General features: G+C 72.3%; 20 protein-coding genes. 7 read left to right on the top strand and 13 right to left on the bottom strand.

What is annotated here, in order from left to right; all coding sequences use genetic code 11:
• Positions 1 to 215 precede the first annotated feature (215 nt).
• The gene (locus tag ACPXB1_RS19520; RefSeq protein ID WP_355596993.1) at positions 216 to 1,556 is read right to left on the bottom strand and encodes an aminotransferase class I/II-fold pyridoxal phosphate-dependent enzyme; all 1,341 of its coding nucleotides are present in this window, start codon (positions 1,554 to 1,556) and stop codon (positions 216 to 218) included.
• 34 nt (positions 1,557 to 1,590) lie between these two features.
• On the opposite strand from ACPXB1_RS19520, the gene ACPXB1_RS19515 reads away from it, so the two are divergent.
• Positions 1,591 to 2,832, top strand: coding sequence for a bifunctional pyridoxamine 5'-phosphate oxidase family protein/GNAT family N-acetyltransferase (locus tag ACPXB1_RS19515; RefSeq protein WP_355596994.1), 1,242 nt, complete (start codon positions 1,591 to 1,593; stop codon positions 2,830 to 2,832).
• Positions 2,832 to 3,503: a leucine efflux protein LeuE gene (gene leuE / locus ACPXB1_RS19510; protein ID WP_355596996.1), complete on the top strand. Its 672-nt coding sequence runs from the start codon at positions 2,832 to 2,834 to the stop codon at positions 3,501 to 3,503. Before ACPXB1_RS19515 ends, leuE begins: the two co-directional genes overlap by 1 nt.
• Positions 3,504 to 3,522: 19 nt before the next feature.
• On the opposite strand, the gene ACPXB1_RS19505 is transcribed toward leuE, so the two are convergent.
• From ACPXB1_RS19505 to ACPXB1_RS19460, 10 genes are all read right to left on the bottom strand, one after another.
• A complete protein-coding gene (locus tag ACPXB1_RS19505; RefSeq protein ID WP_355596998.1) occupies positions 3,523 to 4,461 on the bottom strand; it encodes a sporulation protein in 939 nt (312 codons plus the stop codon).
• A gap of 117 nt (positions 4,462 to 4,578) precedes the next feature.
• On the bottom strand, positions 4,579 to 5,643 hold the full coding sequence (locus tag ACPXB1_RS19500) for a hemolysin family protein (protein ID WP_355597000.1): 1,065 nt from the start codon (positions 5,641 to 5,643) through the stop codon (positions 4,579 to 4,581).
• The gene (locus ACPXB1_RS19495) at positions 5,640 to 6,995 is read right to left on the bottom strand and encodes a hemolysin family protein (protein WP_355597002.1); all 1,356 of its coding nucleotides are present in this window, start codon (positions 6,993 to 6,995) and stop codon (positions 5,640 to 5,642) included. Before ACPXB1_RS19495 ends, ACPXB1_RS19500 begins: the two co-directional genes overlap by 4 nt.
• Positions 6,996 to 7,167: 172 nt before the next feature.
• The gene (gene mnhG, locus ACPXB1_RS19490; protein WP_355597056.1) at positions 7,168 to 7,521 is read right to left on the bottom strand and encodes a monovalent cation/H(+) antiporter subunit G; all 354 of its coding nucleotides are present in this window, start codon (positions 7,519 to 7,521) and stop codon (positions 7,168 to 7,170) included.
• Positions 7,521 to 7,784 (bottom strand): monovalent cation/H+ antiporter complex subunit F, encoded by a 264-nt coding sequence (locus tag ACPXB1_RS19485; RefSeq protein ID WP_355597004.1) that lies wholly within the window; start codon positions 7,782 to 7,784, stop codon positions 7,521 to 7,523. The genes mnhG and ACPXB1_RS19485 overlap by 1 nt, the downstream gene beginning before the upstream one ends.
• Positions 7,781 to 8,386 (bottom strand): Na+/H+ antiporter subunit E, encoded by a 606-nt coding sequence (locus ACPXB1_RS19480; protein WP_355597006.1) that lies wholly within the window; start codon positions 8,384 to 8,386, stop codon positions 7,781 to 7,783. Before ACPXB1_RS19480 ends, ACPXB1_RS19485 begins: the two co-directional genes overlap by 4 nt.
• Positions 8,383 to 9,888, bottom strand: a complete 1,506-nt coding sequence (locus ACPXB1_RS19475; RefSeq protein ID WP_355597008.1) for a Na+/H+ antiporter subunit D — start codon at positions 9,886 to 9,888, stop codon at positions 8,383 to 8,385. The genes ACPXB1_RS19480 and ACPXB1_RS19475 overlap by 4 nt, the downstream gene beginning before the upstream one ends.
• Entirely contained in the window at positions 9,888 to 10,367 is a 480-nt protein-coding gene (locus ACPXB1_RS19470; protein ID WP_355597010.1) for a Na(+)/H(+) antiporter subunit C, read from the bottom strand. The genes ACPXB1_RS19475 and ACPXB1_RS19470 overlap by 1 nt, the downstream gene beginning before the upstream one ends.
• Positions 10,368 to 10,422: 55 nt before the next feature.
• A complete protein-coding gene (locus tag ACPXB1_RS19465) occupies positions 10,423 to 13,257 on the bottom strand; it encodes a Na+/H+ antiporter subunit A (RefSeq protein ID WP_355597011.1) in 2,835 nt (944 codons plus the stop codon).
• Between the two features lie 192 nt (positions 13,258 to 13,449).
• Positions 13,450 to 13,836 (bottom strand): hypothetical protein, encoded by a 387-nt coding sequence (locus ACPXB1_RS19460; RefSeq protein ID WP_355597012.1) that lies wholly within the window; start codon positions 13,834 to 13,836, stop codon positions 13,450 to 13,452.
• 177 nt (positions 13,837 to 14,013) lie between these two features.
• Here ACPXB1_RS19460 and ACPXB1_RS19455 point away from each other — a divergent pair, with 177 nt between their 5' ends.
• The gene (locus ACPXB1_RS19455; RefSeq protein ID WP_425735614.1) at positions 14,014 to 18,573 is read left to right on the top strand and encodes an ATP-dependent helicase; all 4,560 of its coding nucleotides are present in this window, start codon (positions 14,014 to 14,016) and stop codon (positions 18,571 to 18,573) included.
• Positions 18,574 to 18,868: 295 nt separating this feature from the next.
• Here the strand turns inward: ACPXB1_RS19455 and ACPXB1_RS19450 are convergent, their stop codons facing one another.
• Entirely contained in the window at positions 18,869 to 19,456 is a 588-nt protein-coding gene (locus ACPXB1_RS19450; protein ID WP_425735613.1) for a hypothetical protein, read from the bottom strand.
• Positions 19,457 to 19,599: 143 nt separating this feature from the next.
• Here ACPXB1_RS19450 and ACPXB1_RS19445 point away from each other — a divergent pair, with 143 nt between their 5' ends.
• Positions 19,600 to 20,400 (top strand): SAM hydrolase/SAM-dependent halogenase family protein, encoded by an 801-nt coding sequence (locus ACPXB1_RS19445; RefSeq protein WP_355597016.1) that lies wholly within the window; start codon positions 19,600 to 19,602, stop codon positions 20,398 to 20,400.
• 25 nt (positions 20,401 to 20,425) lie between these two features.
• Entirely contained in the window at positions 20,426 to 20,668 is a 243-nt protein-coding gene (locus tag ACPXB1_RS19440; protein ID WP_053656361.1) for a CPCC family cysteine-rich protein, read from the top strand.
• A 25-nt stretch (positions 20,669 to 20,693) separates the two neighbouring features.
• On the opposite strand, the gene ACPXB1_RS19435 is transcribed toward ACPXB1_RS19440, so the two are convergent.
• Entirely contained in the window at positions 20,694 to 21,962 is a 1,269-nt protein-coding gene (locus ACPXB1_RS19435; RefSeq protein ID WP_355597018.1) for a hypothetical protein, read from the bottom strand.
• Between the two features lie 110 nt (positions 21,963 to 22,072).
• Here ACPXB1_RS19435 and ACPXB1_RS19430 point away from each other — a divergent pair, with 110 nt between their 5' ends.
• Both ACPXB1_RS19430 and ACPXB1_RS19425 read left to right on the top strand, forming a co-directional pair.
• Entirely contained in the window at positions 22,073 to 22,873 is an 801-nt protein-coding gene (locus ACPXB1_RS19430) for a DNA-formamidopyrimidine glycosylase family protein (protein ID WP_355597020.1), read from the top strand.
• A gap of 163 nt (positions 22,874 to 23,036) precedes the next feature.
• Entirely contained in the window at positions 23,037 to 26,723 is a 3,687-nt protein-coding gene (locus ACPXB1_RS19425) for a hypothetical protein (protein ID WP_425735612.1), read from the top strand.
• The last annotated feature ends 8 nt before the right edge of the window (positions 26,724 to 26,731 follow it).

Raw genomic sequence — 26,731 nt, 5'->3', positions numbered from 1 at the left:
CACCACCGCCACCGCGATCCAGACTCCCTTACGCGCCCCATTTGAAGCCAAGTCCCCCACCTCCGGCGCCCGCATACCCACGCCGCCCACCTCGAACCCCCGCGATCTTGCACTTCCTGCCCGGACCAACACCCCATAAAGGGCATACCAGTGACACAAACTGCAAGATCGCGGGGAGCAGGGGGCGGGGGGCGGGGAGCAGGGGCGGGGTGGGGTCAGGTGGGGAAGTTTGGGGGTGGGGTGGGGTTTGTGGCTTGGGTAAGGGCTTCGGCCAGGGGGATCAGGTCGTCTGTTGTCAGAGAGCTCACCGTTATGCGCACTCCTGGTGTGGCGGCGATCCGGTAGAGGGCACCGGGGGCCACCACCCAGCCGGCGTCGCGCAGCGCGGTAACCGCACTTGTCTCGTCCGCCACCGGCAGCCAGACGTTGATGCCGCTGCGGCCGTACGCGGTCAGGCCGCGCTCCGCCAGCGCTGCCACCAGCCCGTCGCGCCGCAGCTCGTAGCTCTGCGCCGCCCGGTGCACCAGCTCGGTGACCACCGGGTCCCGCCAGAGGGCCAGGACCAGCCGTTGCAGCACTGTGGACACCCAGCCGGCGCCGACGCGCGTCCGGCCGGTCACCCGGGCCACTGTGGTCTCGTCGCCGGCAAGCACCGCCAGCCGTAGGTCCGGGCCGAAGGGCTTGCTCACCGAGCGCACGAACGCCCAACTCGCTGTCGCACCCGCAAGAGAATGCAGGGGTACGCGCGCCAGCTCCGCGGCGTGGTCGTCCTCGATGAGCAGCAGGTCCCGCCGGCCGGCGAGCAACGTCCGCAGTTCCGCCGACCGGGCGGCAGAGACGGCGGCGCCGGTCGGGTTCTGCGCCCGACTGGTCACCACAAGCGCGCGGGCACCGGCGGCGAGCGCGGCGGCCACCCCGGCCGCCAGTGGCCCCTCGTCGTCGACCGGTACGCCGATCGGACGCATCCCCAGGGCGGCGATCAGGTCGAGCAGGTTGGCCCAACCCGGGTCCTCCACCGCCACCGCGTCACCGGGGCGCAGGTGGGCGCCGAGCAGCCGCTCGATGCCGTCCAACGCGCCGCCGGTGAGGGTGATCTCCGAGGCCGGCACGCCGTCGGCGTTCAGCCGGGCGCGGGCCACCTCGGCCAGTTCGGGGAGCACCCCGGAGTGGGAGTAGCCGACCGGCGGGCCTGCCTCGGCGGCGAGCGCCGCGAGGTGCGGACCGAGGGTGGGCAGCAGTCGGGGGTCGGGTTCGCCTCGGGACAGGTCACGGGCACCGGGTAGCGGCGCGGGGCGCAGCGCGGAGCGGCTGGCGGCAACCGGCGGGCGGGGACGGACCCGGGTGCCGTGCCGCCCTGCGGTGACGAGCAGACCGCGCTGCCGCAGCTCCTGGTAGGCGCGGGCGACGGTGGCGGGGCTGACACCCAGTTCGGCGGCGAGCACCCGGACCGGCGGCAGAGCGGCACCCGGCGGCAGTGCGCCCGTACGGATGCCCGACTCGATGCTGGCCGAAATCGCGACGGCGGTCGCCCCGGTGAGCTGATAGCGTGCTGACACAAATCAGAGATTGTACTAGAACAAAGGGCCGAGCATGTACGCACCCACAGCCCGCACCACCGCCAGCCGTGCGCGCGACCGCATGAGCTACGACAGAGCGGCCGCGCACGCCGTACTCGACGAGGCGTACGACTGCGCGCTCGGGTTCACCGTCGACGGTCAGCCACGCGTGCTGCCCACCCTGCACGTCCGCATCGGCGACACGCTCTACCTGCACGGCTCGACCGGCAGTCGGCCACTGCTCGCCGCCCGGGGCGACGGGCTGCCCGTCTGCGTCGCGGTGACAGTGCTCGACGGGCTGATCTACGGCCGCTCGCAGTTCCACCACAGCGCCAACTACCGCTCCGTGGTGGCGCACGGCACCGCCCGGCTCGTCACCGACGAGCAGGAGAAGGCCGCCATGCTCACCGCCCTTGTCGAGAAGGTCGGCACGGGCCGCAGCAACGACAGCCGCCCGCCCAGCCGCCGCGAGCTGGCCGAGACCGCCGTGCTGGCGCTGCCGCTGCGGGAGGTCTCCGTACGCGCCCGCACCGGCGGGGTCCGCGACGACGAGGCCGACCTGCACCTGCCGCACTGGGCCGGTGTGCTGCCGCTGCGGCTGACCGCCGGCCCGCCCGAGCCGGACGCCGGGGTCACCGCCCCGCTGCCGGCGTACCTGCGCACGGCCCGCACGCCCTGGCACGACCCGGTGCCGCTGCACGGTGAGCACGTCCGGCTGGAGCCCCTGGACCTGGCGCACGCCGAAGAGCTGCACACCGCCACCGCCGACGACGACGTCTGGCGGCACCTCGGCGTGGCCCGACCCACCTCGGTGACCGGTACGGCCGAGGTGGTAACCGCCGCCCTGCTCGCCCAGCAGCGGGGCGAGCGGGTGCCCTGGGTGCAACGCTGCGCCGTGACCGGAGCGGTGGTCGGCACCACGTCGTACTACGAGATCGACCCGGAACGGCGGTCGGTGGCGATCGGGTACACGTTCCTCGGCCTGCCGTGGTGGCGTACCGGGATCAACACCGAGGCGAAGCTGTTGCTGCTGGGCCGGGCCTTCGACGACCTGGGCGCGGTGCGGGTGGCGTGGCACACCGACATCCGCAACGTCCGCTCGCAGGCCGCCATCGAGCGGCTCGGCGCCACCCGCGAGGGAGTGCTGCGCATGCACCGCCAGCGCGCGGACGGCTCCTGGCGGGACACCGTGCAGTACGCGATGACAATCGACGAGTGGCCGAACGCACAGGCCAGGCTGCGAGAAAGACTTCGCCGAACGGCACCGGTGGCGTGATGATGACGGGCGTGCTGGGGATCACCGACATCTGGACGTACGTACTGGGCACCGTGGCCATCGTTCTGCTGCCCGGGCCGAACTCGCTGTTCGTGCTGTCCACCGCCGCCAAGCGGGGCGTCAGCACGGGTTACCGGGCAGCCGCAGGGGTGTTCGTCGGCGACACGGTGCTGATGGTCCTCTCCGCCGCCGGGGTGGCGTCGCTGCTCAAGGCGTACCCACCGGTGTTCCTGGTGATCAAGTACGCCGGCGCCGCGTACCTCGCCTATGTCGGGATGACAATGCTGCGCGGCGCCTGGCGGCGCTGGCGCGACCGCAACGACCCGACCACGCCGCGGCTCATCGACGCCGCCGAGCCGGAGGCGATGCGCAGTCCGTTCCGCAAGGCGCTGGTGATCAGCCTGCTGAACCCGAAGGCGATCCTGTTCTTCGTCTCGTTCTTCATCCAGTTCGTCGACCCGACCTACGCGTGGCCGGCGCTGTCGTTCCTGCTGCTCGGGCTGATCGCCCAGGCGGCGAGCGTGCTCTACCTGACCGCGTTGATCTTCGCGGGCACCTTCCTGGCCACCCAGTTCCGTCAGCGGCGTCGACTGGCCGCCGGCGGCACCACCGCCATCGCCACGCTGTTCCTCGCCTTCAGCCTCAAGCTGGCCACCGCCAGCGCCGGCTGACGTCGCCTCGCACCTGTCGTCAGGTGCCGTCGCCGCCACCGCCACCGCTACCGCCGCCTCCGATGCCGGCGCCACCGGCGGTGCCGCCCAGGCCGTAGCCGGGACGGATCGGCTCGTCGGGGTGGCGGCTGACATGCGGTGACCCGGTGATCCGCGCCGACCAGTCGGCGTGGGCTGCCGCTGCGGCGTGCCTGTTGATGGCCTGGCGCAGCCAGCCGTCCACTGTCGCCACCCAGTCGCGCTGCCCGGCGTCGGCGTGCCAGATCCGGAACCGGCTGATGCTCTGGTGGGTGATCCCCGCCAGGGCCAGCCGGCGGTCCATCCAGAGGATCACCTCCAGACCTGCCGAGTTGGTCACGAAGATCACCTCCATCTCGGTGATCGGGCCTGCGTAGAGCGGAGCCACCCAGAAACCCCACCGCTGGTGCAGCGGCAGTGTGAACTCCACACCGGGCAGCCCGCCCTCCTGCAACCCGGCCTGGCGGATCGAGAAACCAAGCGTGTCCATCGCCGCGAACACGTGCTGCTGCGTGGGCACCGGATGCACGAACACCGGCACCATGGCGCCCTGATCGAGGTCCGGGTCGACGGACACCTCGGTCCGCAGCGCCATCCGCAGGCTCAGCAACGGCACCCCGCCGAAGGTGGTCACCGGCGTCTCCCACGGCAGCGGCAACGCGAAGTCCACAGCCCGCCGCCGACCTGCCGGTACGACGAACCGCCCGGCGATCGGCGCCTGATGGAACTGCACCAGCCGCCGGGCGGCCTCCGGGTCGTTCGGCTCCACCGTGGTGACAAGGCCGAGGCGGATGTGCCGCACCAGCACGTCGTCCGGCCCGGCGGCGAGGGTCACCCGCCCAGGCAGGCGCAGCCCCGGACGGGTGCTCGGATTGGGCAGCGTGGTCTGCACGGACAGCCCGCTCCAGCCGGACTCCCGAGACACCCCCGTCAACCGCACCGCGCCCCCACCAGGCCACGCCCCCGTACGCCCCGCCGACGGCGAGGTCACCTCAAGGGTCGCGGACCCGGAGGGTGGTCACCTCGACTTCGGCGAAGAGGGACCACCCCTCCGGTTTCACCGCAGGCGCCGCCCCCGCGGCACCGTGTCGGTCTCGTCGTCGAACTCCCCGATGACCTCCTCAAGCAGGTCCTCAAGGGCGACGAAACCGATCGGGCGGGACGGCCCACCACCGTTGCGCACCAGCGCGAGCTGGGACTGCCGGGCGCGCATGGCCGCCACCGCCTCGGTGACCGAGGACGTCGCGGGCAGGGTGAACGCGGGCGTCATCAGCTCCCCGGCGGTGGCGACACGGCCGTTCGTCACCACCCGCACCGCCTCCCGGACGTGCACCAGGCCGCAGACGTCGCCGTCCGCGTCCAGCACCGCCATCCGGGACCTGCCGCTGTCGCGGCTGACCTGCTCGATTCGCTCGGCCGGGTCCTCCCGCCCGACGGTGACCATTGTCGAGAACGACTCCATCACCTGCGCCACGGTCGTGCCCTGCAACTCCAGCATGCTGGTGAGCAGCTCGTGCTGCTCGGCGCCGAGCAGCCCGTGTTCGCGGGACTGCTCCAGCAGGATCCGCAGCTCGTCCGGGCCGTGCACCTGAGCCAGCTGATCCTGCTGCTCGACCCCGAACAGGCGCAGGATCGCGTTGGCCATCGCGTTAAGCACCGACAGCACCGGCCGGGACACCCGGGCGAACGCGCGGAACGGCAACGCGAGCAGCGTCGCCGAACGCTCCGCGTCGGTGATGGCCCACGACTTCGGCGCCATCTCCCCCACCACAAGGTGCAGGAAGGTGACCAACCCGAGCGCGAAGACCAGGGCGATCACGTGACTGGCGGCGTCCGGCAGGCCCACCGCGTGCAGCAGCGGGCTGACCAGGTGCTCGATGGCCGGCTCGGCAAGCGCGCCAAGCCCCAGGGTGCACAGGGTGATGCCCAGCTGCGCCCCGGCCAGCATCAACGACAACTCGCGGACACCGTCGAGCGCGGCTCGGGCCGCACGGCCACCACTGGCCGCCGCCTGCTCCAGGCGGTACCGCTTGCTTGCCACCAGGGCGAACTCGGCGGCCACGAAGAACCCGTTCAACGCCAGCAGCACCCCCGAGGTGAGCAGCGCGATCCCGGGGCTCATGCGGTCACCTCCGGCTCGGTCAGCTGCAACCGCACCGAATCGGCCACGTGCCGGTCCACTGCCAGCACCTCGACCAGAGCCCGCGGCTCCCCGGCGTGATCCTCGCCGTCCGCGCCGTCGGGCACCAGGCTGATCTCCAGCCGGTCACCGACCTCCGGCACCCGGCCCAACTCCCGCATCACCAACCCGGACAGGGTGTCGTACTCCGGCGCCTCGGGCAGCGCGATGCCGGTGCTGTCGGCGACCTCGTCGATCCGCCAGCGGGCCGGCACCACCCAGGACCCGTCGTCCTGCCGGGCAGGTGCCCGATCGGGTGGGTCGTCCTCGTCCCTGATCGGGCCGACAAGCTCCTCGGCGATGTCCTCCAACGTGATCACACCGGCGAAGCCGCCGTACTCGTCGACCACGCAGGCCATCTGCCGGTGCCCGGACCGCAGACGGTCGAGCACCGTCGGCAGCGGCAACGTCTCCGGCACCAGCAGCGGCGGCCCGGCGACCGCGCTCACCGGCGTGGTCGCCCGCTCCCCCGGGGGTACGCCGAGCACATCGGCGATGCCGACGACACCGATCAGGTCGTCGACACCCTCCGCGCCGCGCACCGGGAACCGGGAGTGGCCGGTGTCCAGCAACTCGACGACACGGCTCACCGGCTCGTGCGCGCGTACGGTGTGCACGTCGACCCGCGGCACCATGGCCTCGCCCGCGGTCAGCTCACGGAAGTCGAGCCCCCGGTCGAGCAGCGTGGACATCTCGGCGTCCAGGCTGCCCTCCTGCCGGGACTCGGCGATGATCTGTTCCAGGTCGGCAGGTGTGGCACCGCTGGGCAGCTCCTCGATGGGCTCGATGCCGATCCGACGCAGCAGCCGGATCGAAGCCCTGTCGAAGAGCCGGATCAGCGGCCCGGCGACGGCCAGGTAGATGAGGGTGGACCGGCTCAGCGCCCGGGCCAGTACCTCGGGCCGGGCGATGGCCAGGTTCTTCGGGGCCAGCTCACCGAGGACCATCTGCACGATGGTGGCGATGACCAGGGCCAGGGCCACCGACAGCGGCAGGCTCACCGACCTGCTGACACCGGCCACGCCGAGCAGCTCGGCGAGGCCACCACCGAGGTACGGCTCGGCGACGTACCCGACGAGCAGGGCGGTGACGGTGATGCCGAGCTGCGCGCCGGAGAGCATGAAGGAGAGCCGGCTGGTGACGGTCAGAGCGCGGGCGGCAGCCTGGTCGCCGTCATCGGCGAGCTGGCGCAACTTGCCGCGGTCCACGGCGACGTAGCCGAATTCCTGGGCTACGAAATAGCCTGTCGCGGCGGTGAGCACGATGATCAGAAGAAGACCGACGACGATCAACACGGGTCGCTCAGGGCTCCCGGGGTCGTCGGGTCGGGGATATGCCGGGCACAACCCGGCTGGCTACTACTGCCCTCCTGGGCAGACGAGTCGATCATCTGACTATTTTATCGGCGTTCGCTGGGACTCCGCTGAGGGAGGGCCGAAGGCGTCCGATCGTCCGGTTCGCCGGGCGTCACCCCACCTGGCCGCCGCCCTGCCCCCGCTCGGCCAGCTCGTCGGCGTCGAGCAGGCTCCGGTCGAGCCGCCCCGACCGGTAGGCCGCCCGGCCGATCATCTGCGCCGCGACCGGCGCGGTGGCCAGCTGGAAGATCGCCACCAGCAGGACCATCCCGAGGTCCGGCAGGGTCCGCAGCCGCAGCGCGATGCCGAGCAGCAGCAGGAGCACCCCGAGCACCTGGGGTTTGGTGGCGGCGTGCATCCGGGACAGGGCGTCCGGGAAACGCAGCACGCCGATCCCGGCGGCGAGCGCGAGGACCGCACCGGCCACCAGGCAGGCGGCGCCGAGCCAGTCGGCGATCACCCCGATCACGCCCGCTCCCGGACAGCGAAGCGGACCAGCGCCACCGAGCCGACGAAGCCCAGCAGGGACAGCACCACGAGTACGGGCAGCGTGGTGGCGTGCCGGTTGACCGCCGCCTCCGCGCCCACCGCGCCGACCATTGTGGCGAGCAGCATGTCGGCGGCGATCACCCGGTCCAGCAACGTCGGGCCACGGTAGAGCCGAACCAGGGCGAGCAGCGCGGTCACCGACAGCAGGGCGGTGAGGACGGCGGCCAGAAGCAGGATCACTGGGTCGTTCCCTTCTCGGCGGGATCGGACTCGACGAGGCGCAGCTCGGCCGCGCTGCCCACCGCCCGGACGATCCGCTGCTCGACAGCGAGGGTGCGCTCCCGCGCGAGTTCCAGGTCCGCCGGGTCGTGGGTGTCCAGCACGTGCAGGTACAGCGTGGCTTCCGCCCGGTCCACCTCCAGGACCAGAGTGCCGGGCACCAGGGTGACCGCCTCGGCGGTGAGGGCGATGTTGAGGTCCGTCGGCACCCGTAGCTGCACGGCGATGATCGCCCCCCGAGGCCGGTAGCCGGGCTGCACGGCGATCCGTGCGACGTGGATACTCGCGACGACAAGCTCCACGACGAACTTGCCAACGAACACCAGCAACGCCCAGGGCCGCAGCCGGCCGCCGAAGGTGACCGGCGGCAGCGGGAAGAACAGGAGCACCGCGCCGCCCACCAGCAGGCCACCGGCCACGTTGGCCCAGCTGATCTCGCCCCACAGCAGACACCAGACGACCACCAGCCAGCCCAGGGCCACCGCCTGGTCCCGCCAGCGCCCGAACCGCCCACGGGGCTCGGCCGCCGCGGACCCCGAGGACGTCGTGGTCGGTTCGGTCACGGCGCACCTCCTGGGAACACAGCCCGCACGTACGGGGTGCGCGAGAGCAGGTCGGCTGCCGAGGCGGCGGTCACGTCGAAGAGCGGACCGGCCAGCACCGTCAGCGCCAGGCCGAACACGACCAGGCCGACTGTGGCACCGACCATCAGCGTGGGCAGCCGGACGACAGGGTCAGTGGTGTCCAACTGCGGCGCCCGCCAGAACGCGATGTTCCACACCCGCGAAGCGACATAGAGGGTGAGCAGGCTTGTCAGCGTCCCGGCCGCCACAAGCGTCCAGGGCAGCGCCCCACCGGCCGCCGCCCCGGCCTGGAGCAGGCCGAGTTTGCCCAGGAAGCCCGAGAATGGTGGCACCCCGGCCAGGTTCATCGCCGGCACGAAGAACAGCACGCCGAGCAGGGGCGCCATCCGGGCCAGCCCGCCGAGCCGGCGCAGGTCGGTGCTGCCGGCCCGCTCCTCGACCAGCCCGGCGACAAGGAACAGCGTGGTCTGGATCGTGATGTGGTGCACGACGTAGAAGATCGCACCGGAGAGCGCGGCGGTGGTGCTCAACGCCACCCCGAAGATCATGTAGCCGATGTGGCTTACCAGTGTGAACGACAGGAGTCGCTTCATGTCGGACTGCGCCACCGCGCCCAGGATGCCGATCACCATCGTCAACCCGGCGACGATCATGAGCAGGTTGTTGGCCTGCCCGTCCGGGAAGAGCAACGTCTCGGTGCGGATGATCGCGTAGACACCCACCTTGGTGAGCAACCCCGCGAACACCGCTGTCACCGGAGCCGGCGCTGTGGGATAGCTGTCCGGCAGCCAGGCCGACAACGGAAAGACCGCCGCCTTGATCGCGAACGCGAGCAGCAACATCAACTGCAACGTCAGCCGTACGTTGTCGGGCAGATCGTCGAGCCGCTGCGCGAGCTGCGCCAGGTTGAGCGTGCCGGTGGCCGAGTAGACCAGCCCCACAGCGGCCAGGAAGATCATCGAAGAGAGGATGCTCACCACGACGTACGTCGACCCCGTGCGGATCCGGGTCTCGGTGCCGCCCAGCGTGATCAGCACGAAGCTGGCCGCCAGCAGGATCTCGAAGCCGACGAACAGGTTGAACAGGTCGCCCGCGAGGAACGCGTTCGTCACGCCCGCCGTGAGCACCAGGTACGTCGGGTGGAAGATCACCACGGGAGTGGTCTCGGCGGTCTCGCTGCGGCCCTGACCGATCGAGTACAGCAACACGCACAGCGTCACCGCCGACGACACCACCACCATCAGCGCGGCGAGCTGATCGGCGACCAGCACGATGCCGACCGGCGCCGGCCACCCGCCGACCGCCAACACCACCGGCCCGTGCCGGTACGCCTCGACCAGCAGCACCACCGCGACGAGGAACGTCCCGGACAGGCAGAGCACACTTACCGCACGCTGAATCTGGGGTCGCGTCGCCAGCAAGAGGGTCAGCGCCGCACCCAACAACGGCACCACCACCGGCAGCGGCAACAGCCTGCTCATCACGCCTCGTCCCCGTGCCGTAGCCGACGTCGCGCCGGCTCTGGATCGACCTGCTCCGGATCGTCGTCCGGACCCTCCCCGCCGTGATCGATGGCACCCGCCTCGTTGCGCTCGGCCTGGCGGATGATCTGCTGGTCCTCCAGATCGTCGGGCACCTCGTCGTCACCGGTGAGATACCAACTGCGGTACGCCACAGCGAGCAGGAACGCCGTCAGCCCGAACGTGATCACGATCGCCGTCAGCACCATGGCCTGCGACAGTGGATCAGCCATCTCGTCCACCGGCCCCGTGCCCACCACCGGCGCCCCACCGGACCGACCGCCCAGCATGATCAGCAGGTTGACCCCGTTGCCGGTCAGGATCACGCCCAGCAGGATCCGGGTCATGCTGCGCTCCAGCAACAGGACCACACCGCAGCCGACCAGCACCGCGACAGCCAGCACCAAGACCAACGTCGCGCCCGACTGACCCGCCGTCATGAGGCACCTTCAGATCGCGACTGCGGGGCTCGCAAACCCGGCTCACTCCTCGCGCTCACGGCCGGTCTCCCTTGTCGACAGCCAGTCCGCCCGCTTCGGTCCCGGTCGCCTCGATGTGCCGGTCCACCTCGGCACCCAGGCTGCGCAGGATGTCCAACACCAGCCCGATCACGATGAGGTAGACGCCGATGTCGAAGAACAGCGTGGTCACCAGATGGATGTCGCCGATCAGCGGTAGCGAAGCGTCGATCTTGGCGCTCTGCAGCAACGTCCCGCCGGCGAGCATCGACACCATGCCGCTGCCCACCACCACTGCCAGGCCGGCGCCGAGGATCAGGCCCGCGCCCACCGGCGCCGCCTCGGTCAACTCGTACCGGCCGCCGGCCAGATAGCGGACCACAAGCGCGAGGCCCGCCACCAGGCCACCGGCGAAGCCGCCGCCCGGCGCGTTGTGACCGGAGAAGAGCAGGAACAGGGAGAACAACACGACCGTGTGGAAGATCAGCCGGGTGACCACCTCCATCACGATGGAGCGCCGCTCCGCGTACAGGGTGGGGCCGCCGCGCAGCCACACCGGCCGCCCGGGCAGGACCGACCGGCCCGGCGGACCCGGCCGACGCGGGCGCGGCCCGGTCCGGGACTTCTCGAAGATCAGGCTGGCCACCCCGGTCGCGGCCACCACCAGCACCGACACCTCGCCCATCGTGTCCCAGGCCCGGATGTCGACAAGCGTCACGTTCACCACGTTGCGGCCGTACCCCTCGGCCACTGCCAGATCCGGGAAGGCCACGGCGATGTCCGGCGCCCGGCGGGCGCCGGCCGCGACGAGGGCGAGCCCACCCGCCACCAGACCCACTGCCACGCCGATCACCCGGCGGGTCCAGCGGCTGCGGCGCAGCGGACGGGCCGAGAACCGTGGCGGCAGGCGACGCAGCACCAGCACGAAGACAGCGATGGTCGCGGTCTCCACCAGGAACTGCGTGAGAGCCAGATCGGGAGCGCCGTGCAGGATGAAGAGCATCGCGGCGCCGTAGCCGGTCACCCCGACCAGCAGCATCGCGGTCAGCCGCCTGCGGGCGCCGACCGCGAGCAACGCGGCCACCGCGATCACCAACACGACCACCGGTTGCAGCGGGTTGTCCCAGAGGGGGATCCGGGTCTGCCACGGGCCGGCGGCGAGCATCGCACCGCCGGGCAGCACCACAAGTGTGACCAGGATGATGCCCAGGTACTGCGGGAGGGAACCCCGCTGGGTCGCACCTGTCACCTCGATGGCGAGCCTGTCGAACTTGCCCACCACCCACTCGTAGCCCTGGTTGCCGCCGATCGGCGAGCGGAGCCGGGCAAGCACCGGGGCGAGCGGCCCGCGCACGGCGAACAGCAGGCCGCCGCCGACAAGCGCCAGCACGGACAGGCCGAGCGCCGGGGTCAGTCCAGGCCAGAGCACCAGGTGCGCGTCGACCTCACCGAGCAGTTCGGCGTACGGGCTCAGCAGGCCGTCCAGCACGGCGGCGGCCGGGCCGGCGAGCAACCCGAGACCGGCGAGCACTGTCGGCGGGACGAGCATCGCCGCGGCGATCGGGCCCGGCGACACCGGTTCCACACCCGGCCGGTCGGCGAACGCTCCCCACAGGAAACGGGCGCTGTACGCGACGGTGAGCACCGTCCCCACGACGATGCCGGCGAGGAGCAACGGCTGGTCGGTGAACGCCGCGAACACCGCTTCCTTGGCCACGAAGCCGACGAGCGGCGGTACGCCGGCCATCGACGCCGCTGCCAGCACCGACACCACGAACAGCGGCCGGGACCAGCGCCGCAGCCCGGACAGCTGCCGCAGGTCGCGGGTGCCGGCACCGTGGTCGATGATGCCGACGACCAGGAACAGCGTCGCCTTGAACAGCGCATGCGCCAGCAGCATCGCCGTGCCGGCCAACGCGGCGCCCGAGGTGCCCGCGCCGGTCACCGCGATGAGCAGGCCGAGCTGACTGACCGTTCCGTACGCCAACAGCAACTTCAGGTCGGTCTGCCGCAGGGCTGCCCACCCGCTGACGAGCATGGTGACCACACCGGCGATCTGCGCCACGGGCCGCCACGGGCCGACCGTGGCGAGGACCGGCGCGAGCAGCCCGACAAGGTAGACGCCGGCCTTGACCATGGCGGCGGCGTGCAGGTACGCGCTGACCGGTGTGGGTGCCGCCATCGCCGCCGGCAGCCAGGAATTGAACGGCAGCACCGCCGACTTGGACAGTGCGCCGGCCAGGATCAGCAGCACCGCGGTGATCAGGTATGCGCCGCCGGGCAGCGGTTGAGCCGAGATCTCCGACCAGCGGTAGGTGCCTGCGTGCTCGCCAAGCATGATGAAACCGACCAGCATGGCCAGCCCGCCCAGCGTGGTCACGATCAGCGCCTGTGCCGCCGCCCACCGGCTGGACCGCCGTTCGGTGCTGTGCCCGATCATCAGGTACGAGAAGATCGTGGTCAGTTCCCAGCCCACGTAGAGCAGCAGCAGATCGTCGGAGAAGACCAGCAGGAGCATCGCGCCGGCGAAGGCGACAAGGACCCCGGCGAACTGCGCCAGTCCGGTCGAGCCGGGTTTGAAGTAGCGGGCGCAGTAGACCATCACCAGCGCGCCGACGCCGCCGATAAGCAGCGTCATCAGCCACGACAGGGTGGTGACCCGCAGCGCGATGTCGAGCTTCAGCTCCCGGATCCACGGATACGTCTCGACAACCGCGCCACCGTCAGCGACGGCGGGCGTGCGGGCCAGTGCCCAGCAGAACGCGGCGGCCGGTGCCAGCGCCAGCGGATAGAAAGCGCGCGGACCCCACCACTTGACGAGCACCGGCGCGGCCACGGCAGCCACCATGTGGAGGATGAGCAGTAACAGCACTCGCACTCCCGATCGTGGTGGCCGGCGTCCGTACAGCTGTGGCGCCTAGCAGCGATCAGACGCCAATCTGTCGACGCCCGCGCGCCTTTGCCATAATTCGTCCCCTATCGGGCGGCCAGCGGCGACAGCCGCCAGCCAGCGAGGCATGTCAAATGCCCTCGGTGGCCGACAGACCAGCAGGGCCGCCGGAGATCAGCTTATCAGGGCGTTACTGATGGGTTGCGCGTCGTCCAGGTCAGTGCCACCCGGGCGCAACTCGGCCACGAGATCGGCTCGGCCGAGTTGTCGGGCGACCTTGCCGACCACCCGCTCGGCGACGGCCAACGACCGCATCGAGAGCAGTCGACCCCGACTTTCACGGCGCAGCACGAAATAGTGGACGGCGACGCGGACCTGGCCGCGATCGGCAGCGCTGGCCTGGGCGGTGGAGACGACCAACTCCCGCAGGCAACGGGCGAGGCGCTCGGCGAGCGCCAACTCGGGCCCGTGCAGACCGCCGCGCAGCGTGGCGAGGTGACTGTCGACCTTGCGGATCAGCACGTCGGTGCTGGGTTCGACGTGTCGCGGCTCGCCGGCCATCCCATCGCCTCCACCCCGTTCGCGTTGCGGGTGAAGTTACTTTATGTTGCTCCTCAGAAGCAAGCAGTTAAGTGAGACTTAACGTACTAACCACGCAACAGGTGCTTTTACCGCGCACTCAGGAGTGTTGCGCCGCTGCCGGTCGTGGATGTCGTACCGGCGGGGCACGATGGACCGGTGACCGGGGCGGATGTGGATACGGGCGGGGTGCTCAACGGGTTCGGTCCCGCCACCCGCGCGTGGTTCGACGCCGCCTTCGCCGCGCCCACCGCCGCCCAGACCGGCGCCTGGCGGTCGGTCGCCGCCGGCCGCAACGCCCTCGTCGTGGCACCCACCGGCTCCGGTAAGACGCTCGCGGCGTTCCTCTGGTCACTGGACCGGCTGGCCCGCGAGCCCGCGCCGGCCGAGGCACGACAGCGGTGCCGCGTGCTCTATGTCAGCCCGCTCAAGGCCCTCGCCGTCGACGTCGAACGCAACCTGCGCGCCCCGCTCGCAGGCATCCGGCAGGCGGCCACCCGCCTCGGCGTCACCCCGCCCGACATCACCGTCGGCATGCGGACCGGCGACACCCCTGCCGACGAACGACGTGCCTTCGCCCGCACCCCTCCCGACATCCTCATCACCACCCCCGAGTCGCTGTTCCTGCTGCTCACCTCGGCTGCTCGGGATTCGCTGCGCGGCATCCAGACGGTGATCGTCGACGAGGTGCACGCGGTGGCCGGCAGCAAGCGCGGCGCGCACCTGGCCCTGTCACTGGAACGTCTCGACGAGCTACTGCCCGCGCCGGCGCAGCGGATCGGCCTGTCGGCCACCGTCCGGCCGATCGACGCGTGCGCCCGGTTCCTCGGCGGTGCCCGACCTGTCGACGTCGTACAGCCCGCCACACCCAAGACCATCGAGGTCAGCGTGCAGGTCCCGGTGGAGGACATGACCCGCCTCGACGAGCAGGAGCAGCCACCTGAGGACGACCTCGGCGGTCCCGGCCCGCGTCGCGCCTCGATCTGGCCGGCCGTCGAGGAGCGGGTCTTCACGCTGATCGGGCAGCACCGCTCCACAATCGTGTTCACCAACTCCCGGCGCAGCGCCGAGCGCCTCTGCGCCCGGCTCAACGAATTGGCCGCCGACGGGCTGGCCACCGAGCCCGCCGGCAACCGCCCGCCGGCCGAGGTGATGGCGCAGTCCGGCGCGGCCACCGGCGCGACACCGGTGATCGCCCGCGCCCACCACGGCAGCGTCTCGCGCGAGGAGCGCAAACACATCGAGGAGGCGCTCAAATCCGGCCAGCTGCCGGCAGTGGTGGCCACCTCCAGCCTGGAGCTGGGCATCGACATGGGCGCTGTCGACCTGGTGGTGCAGATCGAGGCGCCGCCAAGCGTGGCCGCCGGCCTGCAACGGGTCGGTCGGGCCGGGCACCAGGTGGGCGCGGTCTCGCGCGGGGTGGTCTTTCCCAAGCACCGCGGCGACCTGCTCTCCTGCGCGGTCGTCGCCGAGCGGATGACCGACGGTGCGATCGAGGAGCTGCACTACCCGCGCAATCCCCTCGACGTGCTGGCCCAGCAGATCGTCGCGATGGTGGCACTGGAGCCGTGGCGGGTCGGCGACCTGGCCGTGCTGGTCCGCCGCGCCGCGCCGTTCGCCGAGCTACCCGACTCCGCGCTGCACGCCGTGTTGGACATGCTCTCCGGGCGCTACCCGTCGACAGCGTTCGCCGAGCTGCGCCCCCGCCTGGTCTGGGACCGCGCCGCCGACCTGCTCACCGGCCGGCCCGGCGCGCAGCGGCTCGCCGTGACCAGCGGCGGCACAATCCCCGACCGTGGTCTGTTCGGGGTCTTCCTGGCCGGCGCCGAGCGGGCCGCCCGGGTCGGTGAGCTGGACGAGGAGATGGTCTACGAGTCACGCGTCGGCGACGTCTTCCTGCTCGGCTCGTCCTCCTGGCGCATCGAGGAGATCACCCCCGACCGGGTGCTGGTCTCGCCGGCCCCCGGCCAGGCCGCCCGGATGCCGTTCTGGAAGGGCGACCAACTGGGTCGGCCGGTAGAGCTGGGTCGGGCCATCGGCGCTCGGGTGCGCACCCTGCTCAAGCAGAGCGACGAGGCAGGACTGGCCGCGCTGCGTGCCGGCGGGCTGGACGACTGGGCCGCCGGCAACCTGATGGCGTACCTGCGCGAGCAGCGGGACGCCACCCGTTCCCTGCCCGACGACCGCACCATCGTCGTCGAGCGGTTCCGCGACGAGCTTGGCGACTGGCGGCTGGCCGTGCACAGCGTCCTCGGCGCGCGGGTCAACGGGCCGTGGGCCCTCGCCGTGGGCCGGCGGCTCGCCGAGCGGTACGGCGTCGACGCCCAGGTGATGCCCTCCGACGACGGCATCGTGGTGCGCCTGCCGGACACCGCCGACGAGCCACCCGGCGCCGACGTGGTGGTGTTCGAGCCCGACGAGATCACCCAACTGGTGGAGGAGTCGGTGGGCACCTCGGCGCTCTTCGCCGCCCGTTTCCGGGAGTGCGCCGCCCGGTCACTGCTGCTGCCGCGCCGCGACCCACGCCGCCGCCAGCCCCTCTGGCAGCAGCGGCAACGTTCCGCGCAGCTCCTCGACGTCGCCCGCGAGTACGCCGACTTCCCGGTCACCCTGGAGGCGGCCCGGGAGTGCCTCCAGGACGTCTTCGACCAGCCGGCGCTGGCCGGGCTGATGCGCGACCTGGCCGCCCGCAAGGTCCGGCTTGTCGAGGTGGAGACCAGCGCGCCGTCCCCGTTCGCCAGGTCGCTGCTCTTCGGCTACGTCGGCGCGTTCCTCTACGAGGGTGATGCGCCGCTGGCCGAGCGCCGCGCCGCCGCGCTCGCCCTCGACTCCACGCTGCTCGGCGAGTTGCTCGGCCGGGTCGACCTGCGTGAGCTGCTGGACCCAGCGGTGCTCGCCGAAACCGACAGACAGCTGCGCTGGCTCACCGAGCAGCGCCGTCCCCGCGACGCGGAGGACGTGGTCGAGCTGCTGCGGGTGCTCGGCGACCTGAGTGACGCCGAGTTGACCGAGCGCGGCGTACCGGAGACCTGGCTGACCGAGTTGGAGGCCGCCCGCCGGGTGCTGCGGGTCCGGATCGCCGGTGAGCAGCGCTGGGTGGGCGTCGAGGACGCCGCCCGTCTGCGCGACGCGCTCGGGGTGGCGCTGCCGGTAGGCGTCGCCGAGGCGTACCTCACACCGGTGGCCGACCCGCTCGGCGATCTGGTGGCCCGCTACGCCCGCACCCACGGGCCGTTCGCCGCGGCGAGCTGCGCGGCCCGCTTCGGGCTCGGGGTGTTCGTCGTCGAGCAGGTCCTGCGCCAGCTCGCCGCCACCGGCCGGGTCGTCTCCGGCGAGTTCACCCCGGATTCGGCAGGCGCCCAGTGGTGCGATGCCGAGGTGCTGCGCATGCTGCGCCGCCGCTCACTCGCGGCGCTGCGCCGGGAGATCGAGCCGGTCCCGCCCCGGGCGCTTGCCACCTTCCTGCCCCGCTGGCAGCAGGTCGGCGCGGCGGCCCGGGGAGTGGAGGCGCTCGCCGCGACAGTGGAGCAGTTGCAGGGCGCGGCGGTGCCGGCGTCCGCGCTGGAACGGCTCGTGCTGCCCGGCCGCGTCGCGGACTACTCCCCCGCCCACCTCGACGAGCTGTGTGCCAGCGGCGAGGTGCTCTGGGCGGGTTCGGGGGCCATCTCCGGCGGCGACGGCTGGGTCACCCTGGCGTACGCGGACGCCGCCCCGCTGCTCCTTGCGCCACCCGACGAGGCGCTCACCCGCACCCCGCTGCACGACGCGGTGCTCGACGCGCTCGGCGACGGGCAGGCACTGTTCTTCCGCCCGCTGGCCGATCGGGTCGGATCGACCGACGACGCCGTGCTGACCGGTGTGATCTGGGATCTGGTCTGGGCTGGCCACCTCACCAACGACACCCTCGCCCCGCTGCGCGCGGTGCTCGGCGCGGGTGGGGCGCACCGAGCCCGGCCGTCCGCGCCACGCACCCGCTACCGGCGACCCGGTCGGGTGGCGCTGCCCACTCGGGGCGAGCCGCCGACGGTCGCCGGCCGCTGGTCACGGCTACCTGAGCGGGATCTCGACCCGACCCGCCGGGCCGCCGCCCTCGCCGACGTCCTGCTGGAACGGCACGGGGTGGTCACCCGTGGCGCGGTGCTGGCGGAGCAGGTGGTCGGTGGGTTCACCGCCGTCTACCCGGTGCTGTCGGCGCTGGAGGAGCGCGGCGCGGCCCGCCGCGGCTACTTCGTCGAGGGTCTGGGTGCGGCACAGTTCGCCGTACCCGGCGCGGTGGACCGGCTGCGCGCGCTCGCGGAGCCGGCCGACGGTGCCCGGGGCCGGAGCGGCCCGACGATGGTCCTCGCCGCCACCGACCCCGCCAACCCGTACGGCGCGGCACTGCCCTGGCCGGAACGCGTTGTCGACGCAGGCGACGGGTCCGCTCCGGCGACCGGGCACCGGGCCGGCCGAAAGGCGGGCGCGCTGGTGGTGACGGTCGGCGGCGACCTGGTGCTGTACGTGGAACGCGGCGGCCGGACACTGCTGTCGTTCACCGACGACGCCGACACTCTCGCCGCTGCCGGCAAGGCGCTCGCCGACGCCGTCCACTCCGGAGCGTTGGGCGCGATATCGGTGGAGCGGGCCGACGGTGAGGCCGTGCACTCCGCACCGCTGCGGGACGCGCTGACCGCTGCCGGCTTCCGGGTCACCCCGCGCGGCCTACGCCTGCGCGGCTGACCTCCACTCCCCGCGACCGCACTCACGCGCCCCGCGCCGTGGGTCTCGATCGCGGGCGCCCGACCCGTCGCAGCCAGTGGGAGGTGCGGATGGCACAGCACCGCTACGCACCACCGACCTCACTCAATTGAGCTTGATACCTGTGAGTCATATTGATGACTCACAGGTATCAAGCTCCAAAGGGCTACCGGGTCGCCAAGGCCACCAACCACAGCTCAACGCCCGCTCCAGTTCGAAGCCCACGCCCACGGCAGCAGCCAGCAGCCAGCAGCCAGCAGCCAGCATTGGATCTGGCTCAGCGGAGGTTGTTCAGGGCCTTCTCGTAGCGCGGGCGGTCGGCGGCCGGGGTCTTCGCCTCGAGGTAGTTGAGCACTACGGCGCCGCGCTGGTACGACTGGCCGCTCCAGATCTCGGCGATGTCGCTGGCGCTTACCTCGTCGGGGAACACGTAGATCGTGACGGCATCGGTGGCGACGATCTCGGAGCATCCCAGGCCGAGGCCGTCCGGCCCGCAGTCGACGGACCGGTCCTTCGGACGGGGCACCTTCAGGCCAGCGGCCCGGAACGCGTCGACGACCTGCTGGGCGGCGGGCGCCCCGGCGGGACGCGGGGGCAGCACCACCGGCGGTGGGCTCGCCGGCCGGCGCTCGGTCGTCCCCTGCTGCGGCGGCGCGGGCTGGGCCGGCGTGGCCGGGGTGGTGGCGCTGCCGCCGGGGCCGGACGGGGGCGGCGAGGCGCTCGGCAGGCCGGTGGCGTCCTCGCTCGGAAGGGAGGAGGCGGGCGGTGCCGCGTTCGGTCGGTCGGCGTCGTCACTGCCGCAGCCGGCGGTGAGAGCGACGGCGAGCAGCAGAACACCGACGGCGGGCATGCTCCGATGTGTCACCAGGGCAGTCTGCCGGTCGGGGCCCGAGGACGGGAGGGCCGGTCGGACACTGCACTCTGTCCCATTTCCGGCAATCGTCGGTCGTCCGCGTGGGCGGGTGCACCGCAGGGTCGCGTACCTGCGCCGGGCGTTAACCTGCGGGGATGGCCGCAACGCCCTGGATCTCGCTGACCACCGACTACGGCCTCACCGACGGCTTCGTGGCCGCCTGCCACGGGGTGATCGCCCGGATCGCGCCGGCCGCCCGGATCATCGACGTGACCCACCTGGTGCCGCCCGCCGACGTCCGGCGCGGTGCCGCCGTGCTTGCGCAGACGGTGCCGTACCTGCCGGTGGGCGTACACGTGGCGGTTGTCGACCCGGGAGTGGGAACCACCCGGCGGGGCATCGCGTTGGCGACCCCGGGCGGGCTGCTTGTCGGCCCGGACAACGGGCTGCTGCCGGACGCCGCCGCCGCGCTCGGCGGCGTGACGGCCGCGGTGGAACTCACCGAGCCCCGCTGGCTGGCAGCCAAGGTGTCCGGCACGTTCCACGGTCGGGACGTCTTCGCACCGGTGGCGGCGCGCCTGGCGCTCGGCGTCCCGCTGGCCGAGGCGGGCCCGGCCGTCGACCCGGCCGGGCTGGTCCGCCTGCCGTCGCCGGTCGTGACCCCCGACCCTGAGGGCTTCACCGCCGAGGTGCTGACCGTCGACCACTTCGGCAACGTCCAGTTGGCCGCGCCGGCCGAACTGCTCGGTCCGTTTCCGGCCACCCTCCGGGTAGGCCCGCCGGGGCCGACGCCGGCCCGGACGGCGGTGCGCGGACGGACCTTCGGCGACGCACCCGACGGTGGCCTCGTGGTGTACGCAGACTCGGCCGATCGGGTGGCGATAGCGGTCAATGGTGGCCGCGCGGTGGACCTCCTCGGGGTGGTCCCGGGTGATCTTTTGCGGGTGGCCGGGTGACATTCAACTGTGGAATGCTGCCTCGGTGGGTGAACACGTAGTTCCCGTGGGCTGTCCCTGTTGCGCCTCTCGAACGGGCGGCGGGACCTGCCCGGTCTGCTTCTGGACCGACGACGGCCAGACCGACGCCGATGCCGATGCGGTGCGCGGTGGCGCCAACGGCGACCTGAGCCTGACGTACGCCCGGCTCAACTACGCCGTCTACGGGGCCAGCCACCCACGCTATCAGGACATGGTGCGCCCGGCCCGCCCCGACGAGCGCCCCTGACGGCGCCCGGCGCGGCGGGATCGGGTCAGCAGACCGGCACGGTGCCGCCGTACACGGCGGAGATGTACGCGTGGCTGACGTACTGCCCGGTGGCCAGCCGGTTCCATCTGGTGGTGGTGCGGTAGGGGCCGGCCACCGACTGTCCGGTGACGTAGCACTGGATCGGCACGTTGGCGAACCGTGCGGCGAGCCCACGGACTGCGTACGACGTGCTGGCCCCGCTGCGGATGTTCAGCGGCCCGTCGCCGACGACACCACGCGGCCCGCCGCCGGTCCACAGGTAGGCGACGTCCACCCAGGCGTTCGTGGTGAGTTTCAGGCCGTCCCAGAAGGTGCCGTCGGCCAGGTCGATGCCGGCCGGGTTGAGCACGGTACGCCCGAACTGGTCCCGCCCGCCGTTGTAGCCCGACTGGTAGGCGGCCTGCGCCTCGGGGCGACCCTGCGGCAGGTTCTTCCAGTTCTCCCGTACGGCCGCGGGGTTCCAGTAGTCGTCGCGGGTGTTCCACGGCCCGACGTCCCAGACCGGGGCGTACTCGCAGCGGGAGCCCGTGGTGGTGCAGACCCGCACCGTGTAGTCGCCGGTGTTGAGCGGGGACAGGCCACGACGTGACGGCAGGGCCACGAAGTGGTCGCGCGGCTGCACTGTGCGGCCGTTTGCGGTCACCTCGCCGACCAGCCCGATGCGGGTCGCGTACACCCGGTAGGTGAGCCCGGGTGTGGCGGCGGAGACGGCTGCTGTCGCGTCGGCGGTGAGCTGGACAGCGCGTACCGTCGCGGTGGCGCCGCCGTTGCGCGCGGTCAGCACCACCCGGGTCTGCACCTGGCTGACCGGCCGGTCGAAGACGGCGCCGCTGGTCGCGGCCCGCCATTCGGTCCAGCCGGTGACCCGCCAGCCGCGGACCAGCACCTCCACTGTCGCGCCGGAGGGGACGTCCGCGGTGATCTCGGCGCGGACCCGGGTGGCCGGGCGGGCCAGGGTGCGCGGGGCGGTCAGCAGCATGCCTTCGGCGACCGCGTTGTGCGGGCTGCGGGGGCCGCGTCCGGGGGTTCGGGCCTCGCGTAGCCGCAACCCCGCTGGGGTACGCCGGACGTTTACGTCGTCGCGGTCGACGACGGAGAGGTCGGTGCTCCAGCGTTCGCCGCCGGGCGCGACGGCGGTGAGCGTGACGGAACCGCTGGCGACGGGGGTGGCGGCGGGAAATCCGCTGGTGAGGGGGACGAGGGCGATCGTGAGCGCGAGGGCGAGGACAGCGGCGAGGGCGGTCGGGCGGATACGACATTGAGGTCGTTTCATGGGCGATCTCCTCAGATATCCCCTGACCCTGTCATGTCGGTAGATCATGAGGAAGCTAGCTACAAATAGCGATACATGCGAGTCTTGCTCGATCGAGGGAGGATGGCAGGGTGCCCGAGGGTGACACCGTCTGGAACACCGCGCGTGTGCTGCACCGCGCCCTGGCCGGCACGCGGCTCACCGGCAGTGACTTCCGGGTGCCGCGACTGGCCACCACAGACCTCACCGGCTGGACCGTCCGCGAATCGGCAAGCCGGGGCAAGCACCTGCTGCTCCGGCTCGACGCCCTCGACGGGACGCACTGGACACTCCACTCTCACCTGCGGATGGACGGCGCGTGGCGGGCGTACGCGCCGGGGGAACGCTGGAGTGGCCGCCCCGCACACCTGATCCGGGTGGTGCTGCGCAGCCCCGGCGCGGTCGCGGTCGGCTACCACCTGCACGACCTCGCGCTGGTGCCGACGTCGGAGGAGGACGACCTGGTCGGTCACCTCGGCCCTGACCTGCTCGGCGCGGACTGGGACGCGGCAGAGGCGGTCCGCCGGCTCGCCGCCCGACCCACCGAGACGATCGGCGAGGCGCTTCTCGACCAGCGCAACCTCGCCGGGGTCGGCAACCTCTACAAGTGCGAGGTGCTCTTCCTGCGGGGCGTGTCACCGTGGACGCCGGTCGGCGCGGTGCCGGACCTGCCCGCCACTGTGGCTCTCGCGCAGCGTCTGCTGGCCGCCAATCGGGGCCGCTGGACACAGAGCACCACCGGCTCGCTTCACCGGGGGCAGACCAGCTACGTGTACGGCCGCCGCGCGCAGCCCTGCCGCCGCTGCGGCACCGCCATCCGCAAGCAGGAGCTGGGCGAGCGGGTGACCTACTGGTGCCCGGTCTGCCAACCGGAGCACACGCCGCCCGGTTGACGGGCCTAATTGATCGAGCTCATCCCAGATACGGACGATTGGGTAATTCCTATCTGGCCGTCGGCGTCGCATGCTGCGATTGAATGCTCACCGATCGTCAGCAGAGTGCCGAGGTCCGCCACGTCGGGGTGGCGCGTCTCGTGCCCCGACCCCGGGGAGAGCCATGGCGATGTTTCGCAGACTCCGCTCCACGTTCTTCGACAGGCCCACACAGGTGGGCGACGGTGCCGTCAACGGCCGCGTGACGCCCGTACCGGCGGCCCGCGCCCCCGAGGAGGCGGCCCCGGCCGCGAGCCTGGACCCGGCCGCCGCGCCCCGGTGCTTCGGCCCGGTGCCCAACTTCGCGTACAGCCCCCGCCCGACGCGCGACCCGGACGGTCAACTGACGCCGGGCACCGGCCTGCGGAAGTTCGTCGACACGCTGCCCACCCCAGGGGAGCTGGGTCGCACCGACCTCGGCGCGTACCTGCCGGTCGCGGTGCCCGACACCATCAGCTACCCGGGCTGCGACTACTACGAGATCGGCCTTCAGGAGTACGCCCAGCGGCTGCACCGGGACCTGCCGGCCACCCGGCTGCGCGGCTACCGGCAGCTCAACCTGGGCACCGACGTGTCCGGCCACAACACTGTGGTGCCACCGGAGCGGCCCTGGCACCTCGGCCCGATGATCCGCGCCCGACGTGGCCGACCGGTACGGGTGAAGTTCATCAACCAGCTGCCCACCGGCCGGGCCGGCGAGTTGTTCCTGCCTGTCGACGAGACCGTCGAGGGCGCCGGCATCGGCCCGCTCGACGGCCCCGCCCCCTACCCGCAGAACCGGGCGGTACTGCACCTGGCCGGAGCGCAGACCGGATGGACCAGCGCCGGCAACCCCGAGCAGTGGATCACCCCGGCCGGGGAGATCACCCCGTACCCGACAGGGACCAACCTGACGCACGTGCCGGACATGCCGCCGCCCGGCGTGGGCGCCACCACGCTCTACTACCCGAACGAGCAGAGCGGCCGGCTGCTGTGGTTCCACGACAACACACTCGGCCTGGCCCGGCTCACCGTCTACGGCGGACAGCTCGCCCTCTACCTGCTCACCGACCCGGCGGAGGACCAACTCGTCGCCGACCGGGTGCTGCCCGCCGACCAGCTGCCACTGGTGATCGAGGACAAGACGTTCGTGCCGGACGACACCCAGCTGGCCGCCGAGGACCCGACCTGGGACCGGGAACGCTGGGGCGCCCGGGGCAGCCTCTGGCACCCCCACGTCTACCAGCCCCGGCAGAACCCGTACCGCTCCGGCGGGCGCAACCCCACCGGCCGGTGGGACTACGGCCCCTGGTCGCGTAACCCGGCACCGGACGGCAGCCGGTCCGACGGGTGGCCCGCAGTGGACGGTTGGCCGACAAACGACGGGCCCACTGGGGCTGCACCGCTGGCCGGGCCGGGCCCGGTGCCGAACCCGCACCACGACCCGGTGGGCGCGCCAGCCGAACCACCGCTGCGCCCCGGGGTGCCGCACCCGTCCGCGGTACCCGAAGCGTACGGCGACACTCCCCTTGTCAACGGCGTCGCCTACCCGTACCTGGAGGTACGTCCCCGCACGTACCGGTTCCGGATCCTCAACGCGTGCCTGGACCGCAGCCTCAACCTCCAGCTCTACCGGGCCTGCTCGGACGCGCCCATGTGGACCGAGGACGGCAGCCTTGCCGACGGGGACGCCGGGGAGGTGCCGATGGTGCCCGCCGTGCGGGCGGCGGGCCAGCCGGCCGGATGGCCGACCGACGCGCGCGACGGTGGTGTGCCGGACCCGCGTGCCGCCGGGCCGTCGTTCATCCAGATCGGCAACGAGGCCGGGCTGCTGCCCGCCCCTGTGGTCCTGCCGAACCGGCCGATCGGCTACCGCTACGACCGGCTCGACCCGACGGTGCTCAACGTCGACGGGCACACGCTGCTGCTCGCCCCCGGTGAGCGCGCGGACGTGCTCGTCGACTTCTCCGCCGTACCGTCGGGCAGCACGCTGATCCTCTACAACGACGCCCCGGCGCCGCTGCCCGGCTTCGACAGGCGCTACGACCAGCACACCGACGCCGCGGACCGGACCGCCGAGGGCGGCCCCCCACCCACCGAGCCCGGGTACGGCCCGAACACCCGGACCCTGCTCCAGTTCCGGGTGACCGGAGCACCGGCGGAGCCGTACGACCTGGACCGGCTGCGCGAGCGCCTGCCCGTGGCGTACGCGGCAAGCCAGCGCCCGCCGATCGTGCCGCAGCCGGCGTACGATCCGGCGTTCGGCACCCGGACGGCGGCGGAGACGACGGTGCCGGTGCACGCCACCACCGTGACGTTCACTCCCACCGGCGGCTCCGGACCGGTGACGCTGCCGATCGAGGTCAAGGCCGTGCAGCAGGTCTTCGAGCCGGGGCACGGCCGGCTGACCGGGCGGCTCGGCGTCGGTCACCCGCAGGCCGGGCCGCTCACGCCGGCGACGCTGCCGCTCGGCGCCACCGACCCGGTCACCGAGGTGCTGTTCGCCGCCGACCCGGCCGTACCGGTCGGAGCGCCCACCGACGGGACGCAGGTCTGGCGGATCAGCGGGAACGTCAGGCAGAGCGAGCCGCTGCGGTTCGGCGGCTGCGACGTGCAGGTGGTCAACCGGGTCGGCTGGGACGGCACCCTGCGTCCGCCGCACGGCGCGGAGCTGGGCTGGAAGGAAATCGTCCAGGTGCATCCCCGGGAGGACGTGGTCGTGGCGCTGCGCCCTGTCGCTCCGGCCCTGCCGTTCAAGCTGGGCGACAGCGTGCGGCTGCTGGACCCGGGCCGCCCGGCTGGCGCGCGGACCGGGTCGACTCCGGTCAGCCCGGCCGACGGGCGACCCGCCGTGGTGGTCAACCAACTCGTCAACATGGGATGGGAGTACCGCTGGCACAGTCAGCTAGCCGGCCACCGTGACCTCGGCATGACCCGGCCGCTGGTGTTGCGGGTGACGCCGAGGGCGCCCACCGGCCTGACTGCCACACCGGTGCCCGGCTCGGCCACCGCGTTGCCGGCGATCGCGCTGGCCTGGACGGGCAACGGTGGACGCCCGCCCGCGACGAGCCACCTGCTGCAACGGGCCACCGATGTGACGTTCACCGGGGAGGTCACCACCATCACCGTCGCGGCGGCCGCCACCCGGTACACCGACGCGACAGTCACCCCCGGGGTCACCTACCACTACCGGATACGGGCGGAGAACGAGGTCAGCTACTCGTCCTGGTCGAACAGCGTGCCCGCCTCGGTGCAGTTGACAGCGCCGAACGGTCTGCTCGCGGCGATCCCGCCGGCCGCCCCGCTGCGGGTGGCGCTGCGCTGGACGAACCGGTCGTTCGCCACGGGCATCGACGTGCAGCGGGCCACCAACCCGACCTTCACCAGCGGACCGGGCACCACGGCGATCGGGGTCGGCGACAACCACCTGGACGCCACGATCGCCCCGGACACCACGTACTACTACCGGGTCCGGACCACGTACCTGGGCGCCGCCTCTGCCTGGTCGACGGTGGCGACGGTGAGCACGCCGCCCGCGCCGACCACACCTGTCGGGTTGACCGTCACCGCCAGCGCGCCGGGGCCGGACACCGCCACTGTGACCCTCGGCTGGGCGGCGAACACGCCCGCAGGCCCGGGGGCGGGGTTCATTGTCCAACGGGCGCTGGATCCGGCGTTCGGCAGGGAGGTGGCAACCTTCACGGTGACAGGTCGCGGCTTCACGAACACCGGGCTGGCCCGGGGCACGACCTACCACTACCGGATCCGGTCGTTCAACGTCGTCGGCAGCTCGCCGTACACCGGGCCGATCCCGGTCACCACCCCGCCGTGACGGCCGGG

The organism is Micromonospora sp. DT68, from assembly GCF_049847245.1.
Lineage (GTDB): Bacteria > Actinomycetota > Actinomycetes > Mycobacteriales > Micromonosporaceae > Micromonospora > Micromonospora profundi.
This window is presented reverse-complemented; position numbering and strand designations above follow the sequence as displayed.

Bases quoted from the DNA above. Each gene is read 5' to 3' on its own strand.
- ACPXB1_RS19515 (WP_355596994.1), top strand. From the start codon at position 1,591: ATGTACGCACCCACAGCCCGCACCACCGCCAGCCGTGCGCGCGACCGC.
- leuE (WP_355596996.1), top strand. From the start codon at position 2,832: ATGATGACGGGCGTGCTGGGGATCACCGACATCTGGACGTACGTACTG.
- ACPXB1_RS19500 (WP_355597000.1), bottom strand. From the start codon at position 5,643: ATGAGCCCCGGGATCGCGCTGCTCACCTCGGGGGTGCTGCTGGCGTTG.
- ACPXB1_RS19475 (WP_355597008.1), bottom strand. From the start codon at position 9,888: ATGAGCAGGCTGTTGCCGCTGCCGGTGGTGGTGCCGTTGTTGGGTGCG.
- ACPXB1_RS19470 (WP_355597010.1), bottom strand. From the start codon at position 10,367: ATGACGGCGGGTCAGTCGGGCGCGACGTTGGTCTTGGTGCTGGCTGTC.
- ACPXB1_RS19460 (WP_355597012.1), bottom strand. From the start codon at position 13,836: ATGGCCGGCGAGCCGCGACACGTCGAACCCAGCACCGACGTGCTGATC.
- ACPXB1_RS19445 (WP_355597016.1), top strand. From the start codon at position 19,600: ATGGCCGCAACGCCCTGGATCTCGCTGACCACCGACTACGGCCTCACC.
- ACPXB1_RS19435 (WP_355597018.1), bottom strand. From the start codon at position 21,962: ATGAAACGACCTCAATGTCGTATCCGCCCGACCGCCCTCGCCGCTGTC.
- ACPXB1_RS19425 (WP_425735612.1), top strand. From the start codon at position 23,037: ATGGCGATGTTTCGCAGACTCCGCTCCACGTTCTTCGACAGGCCCACA.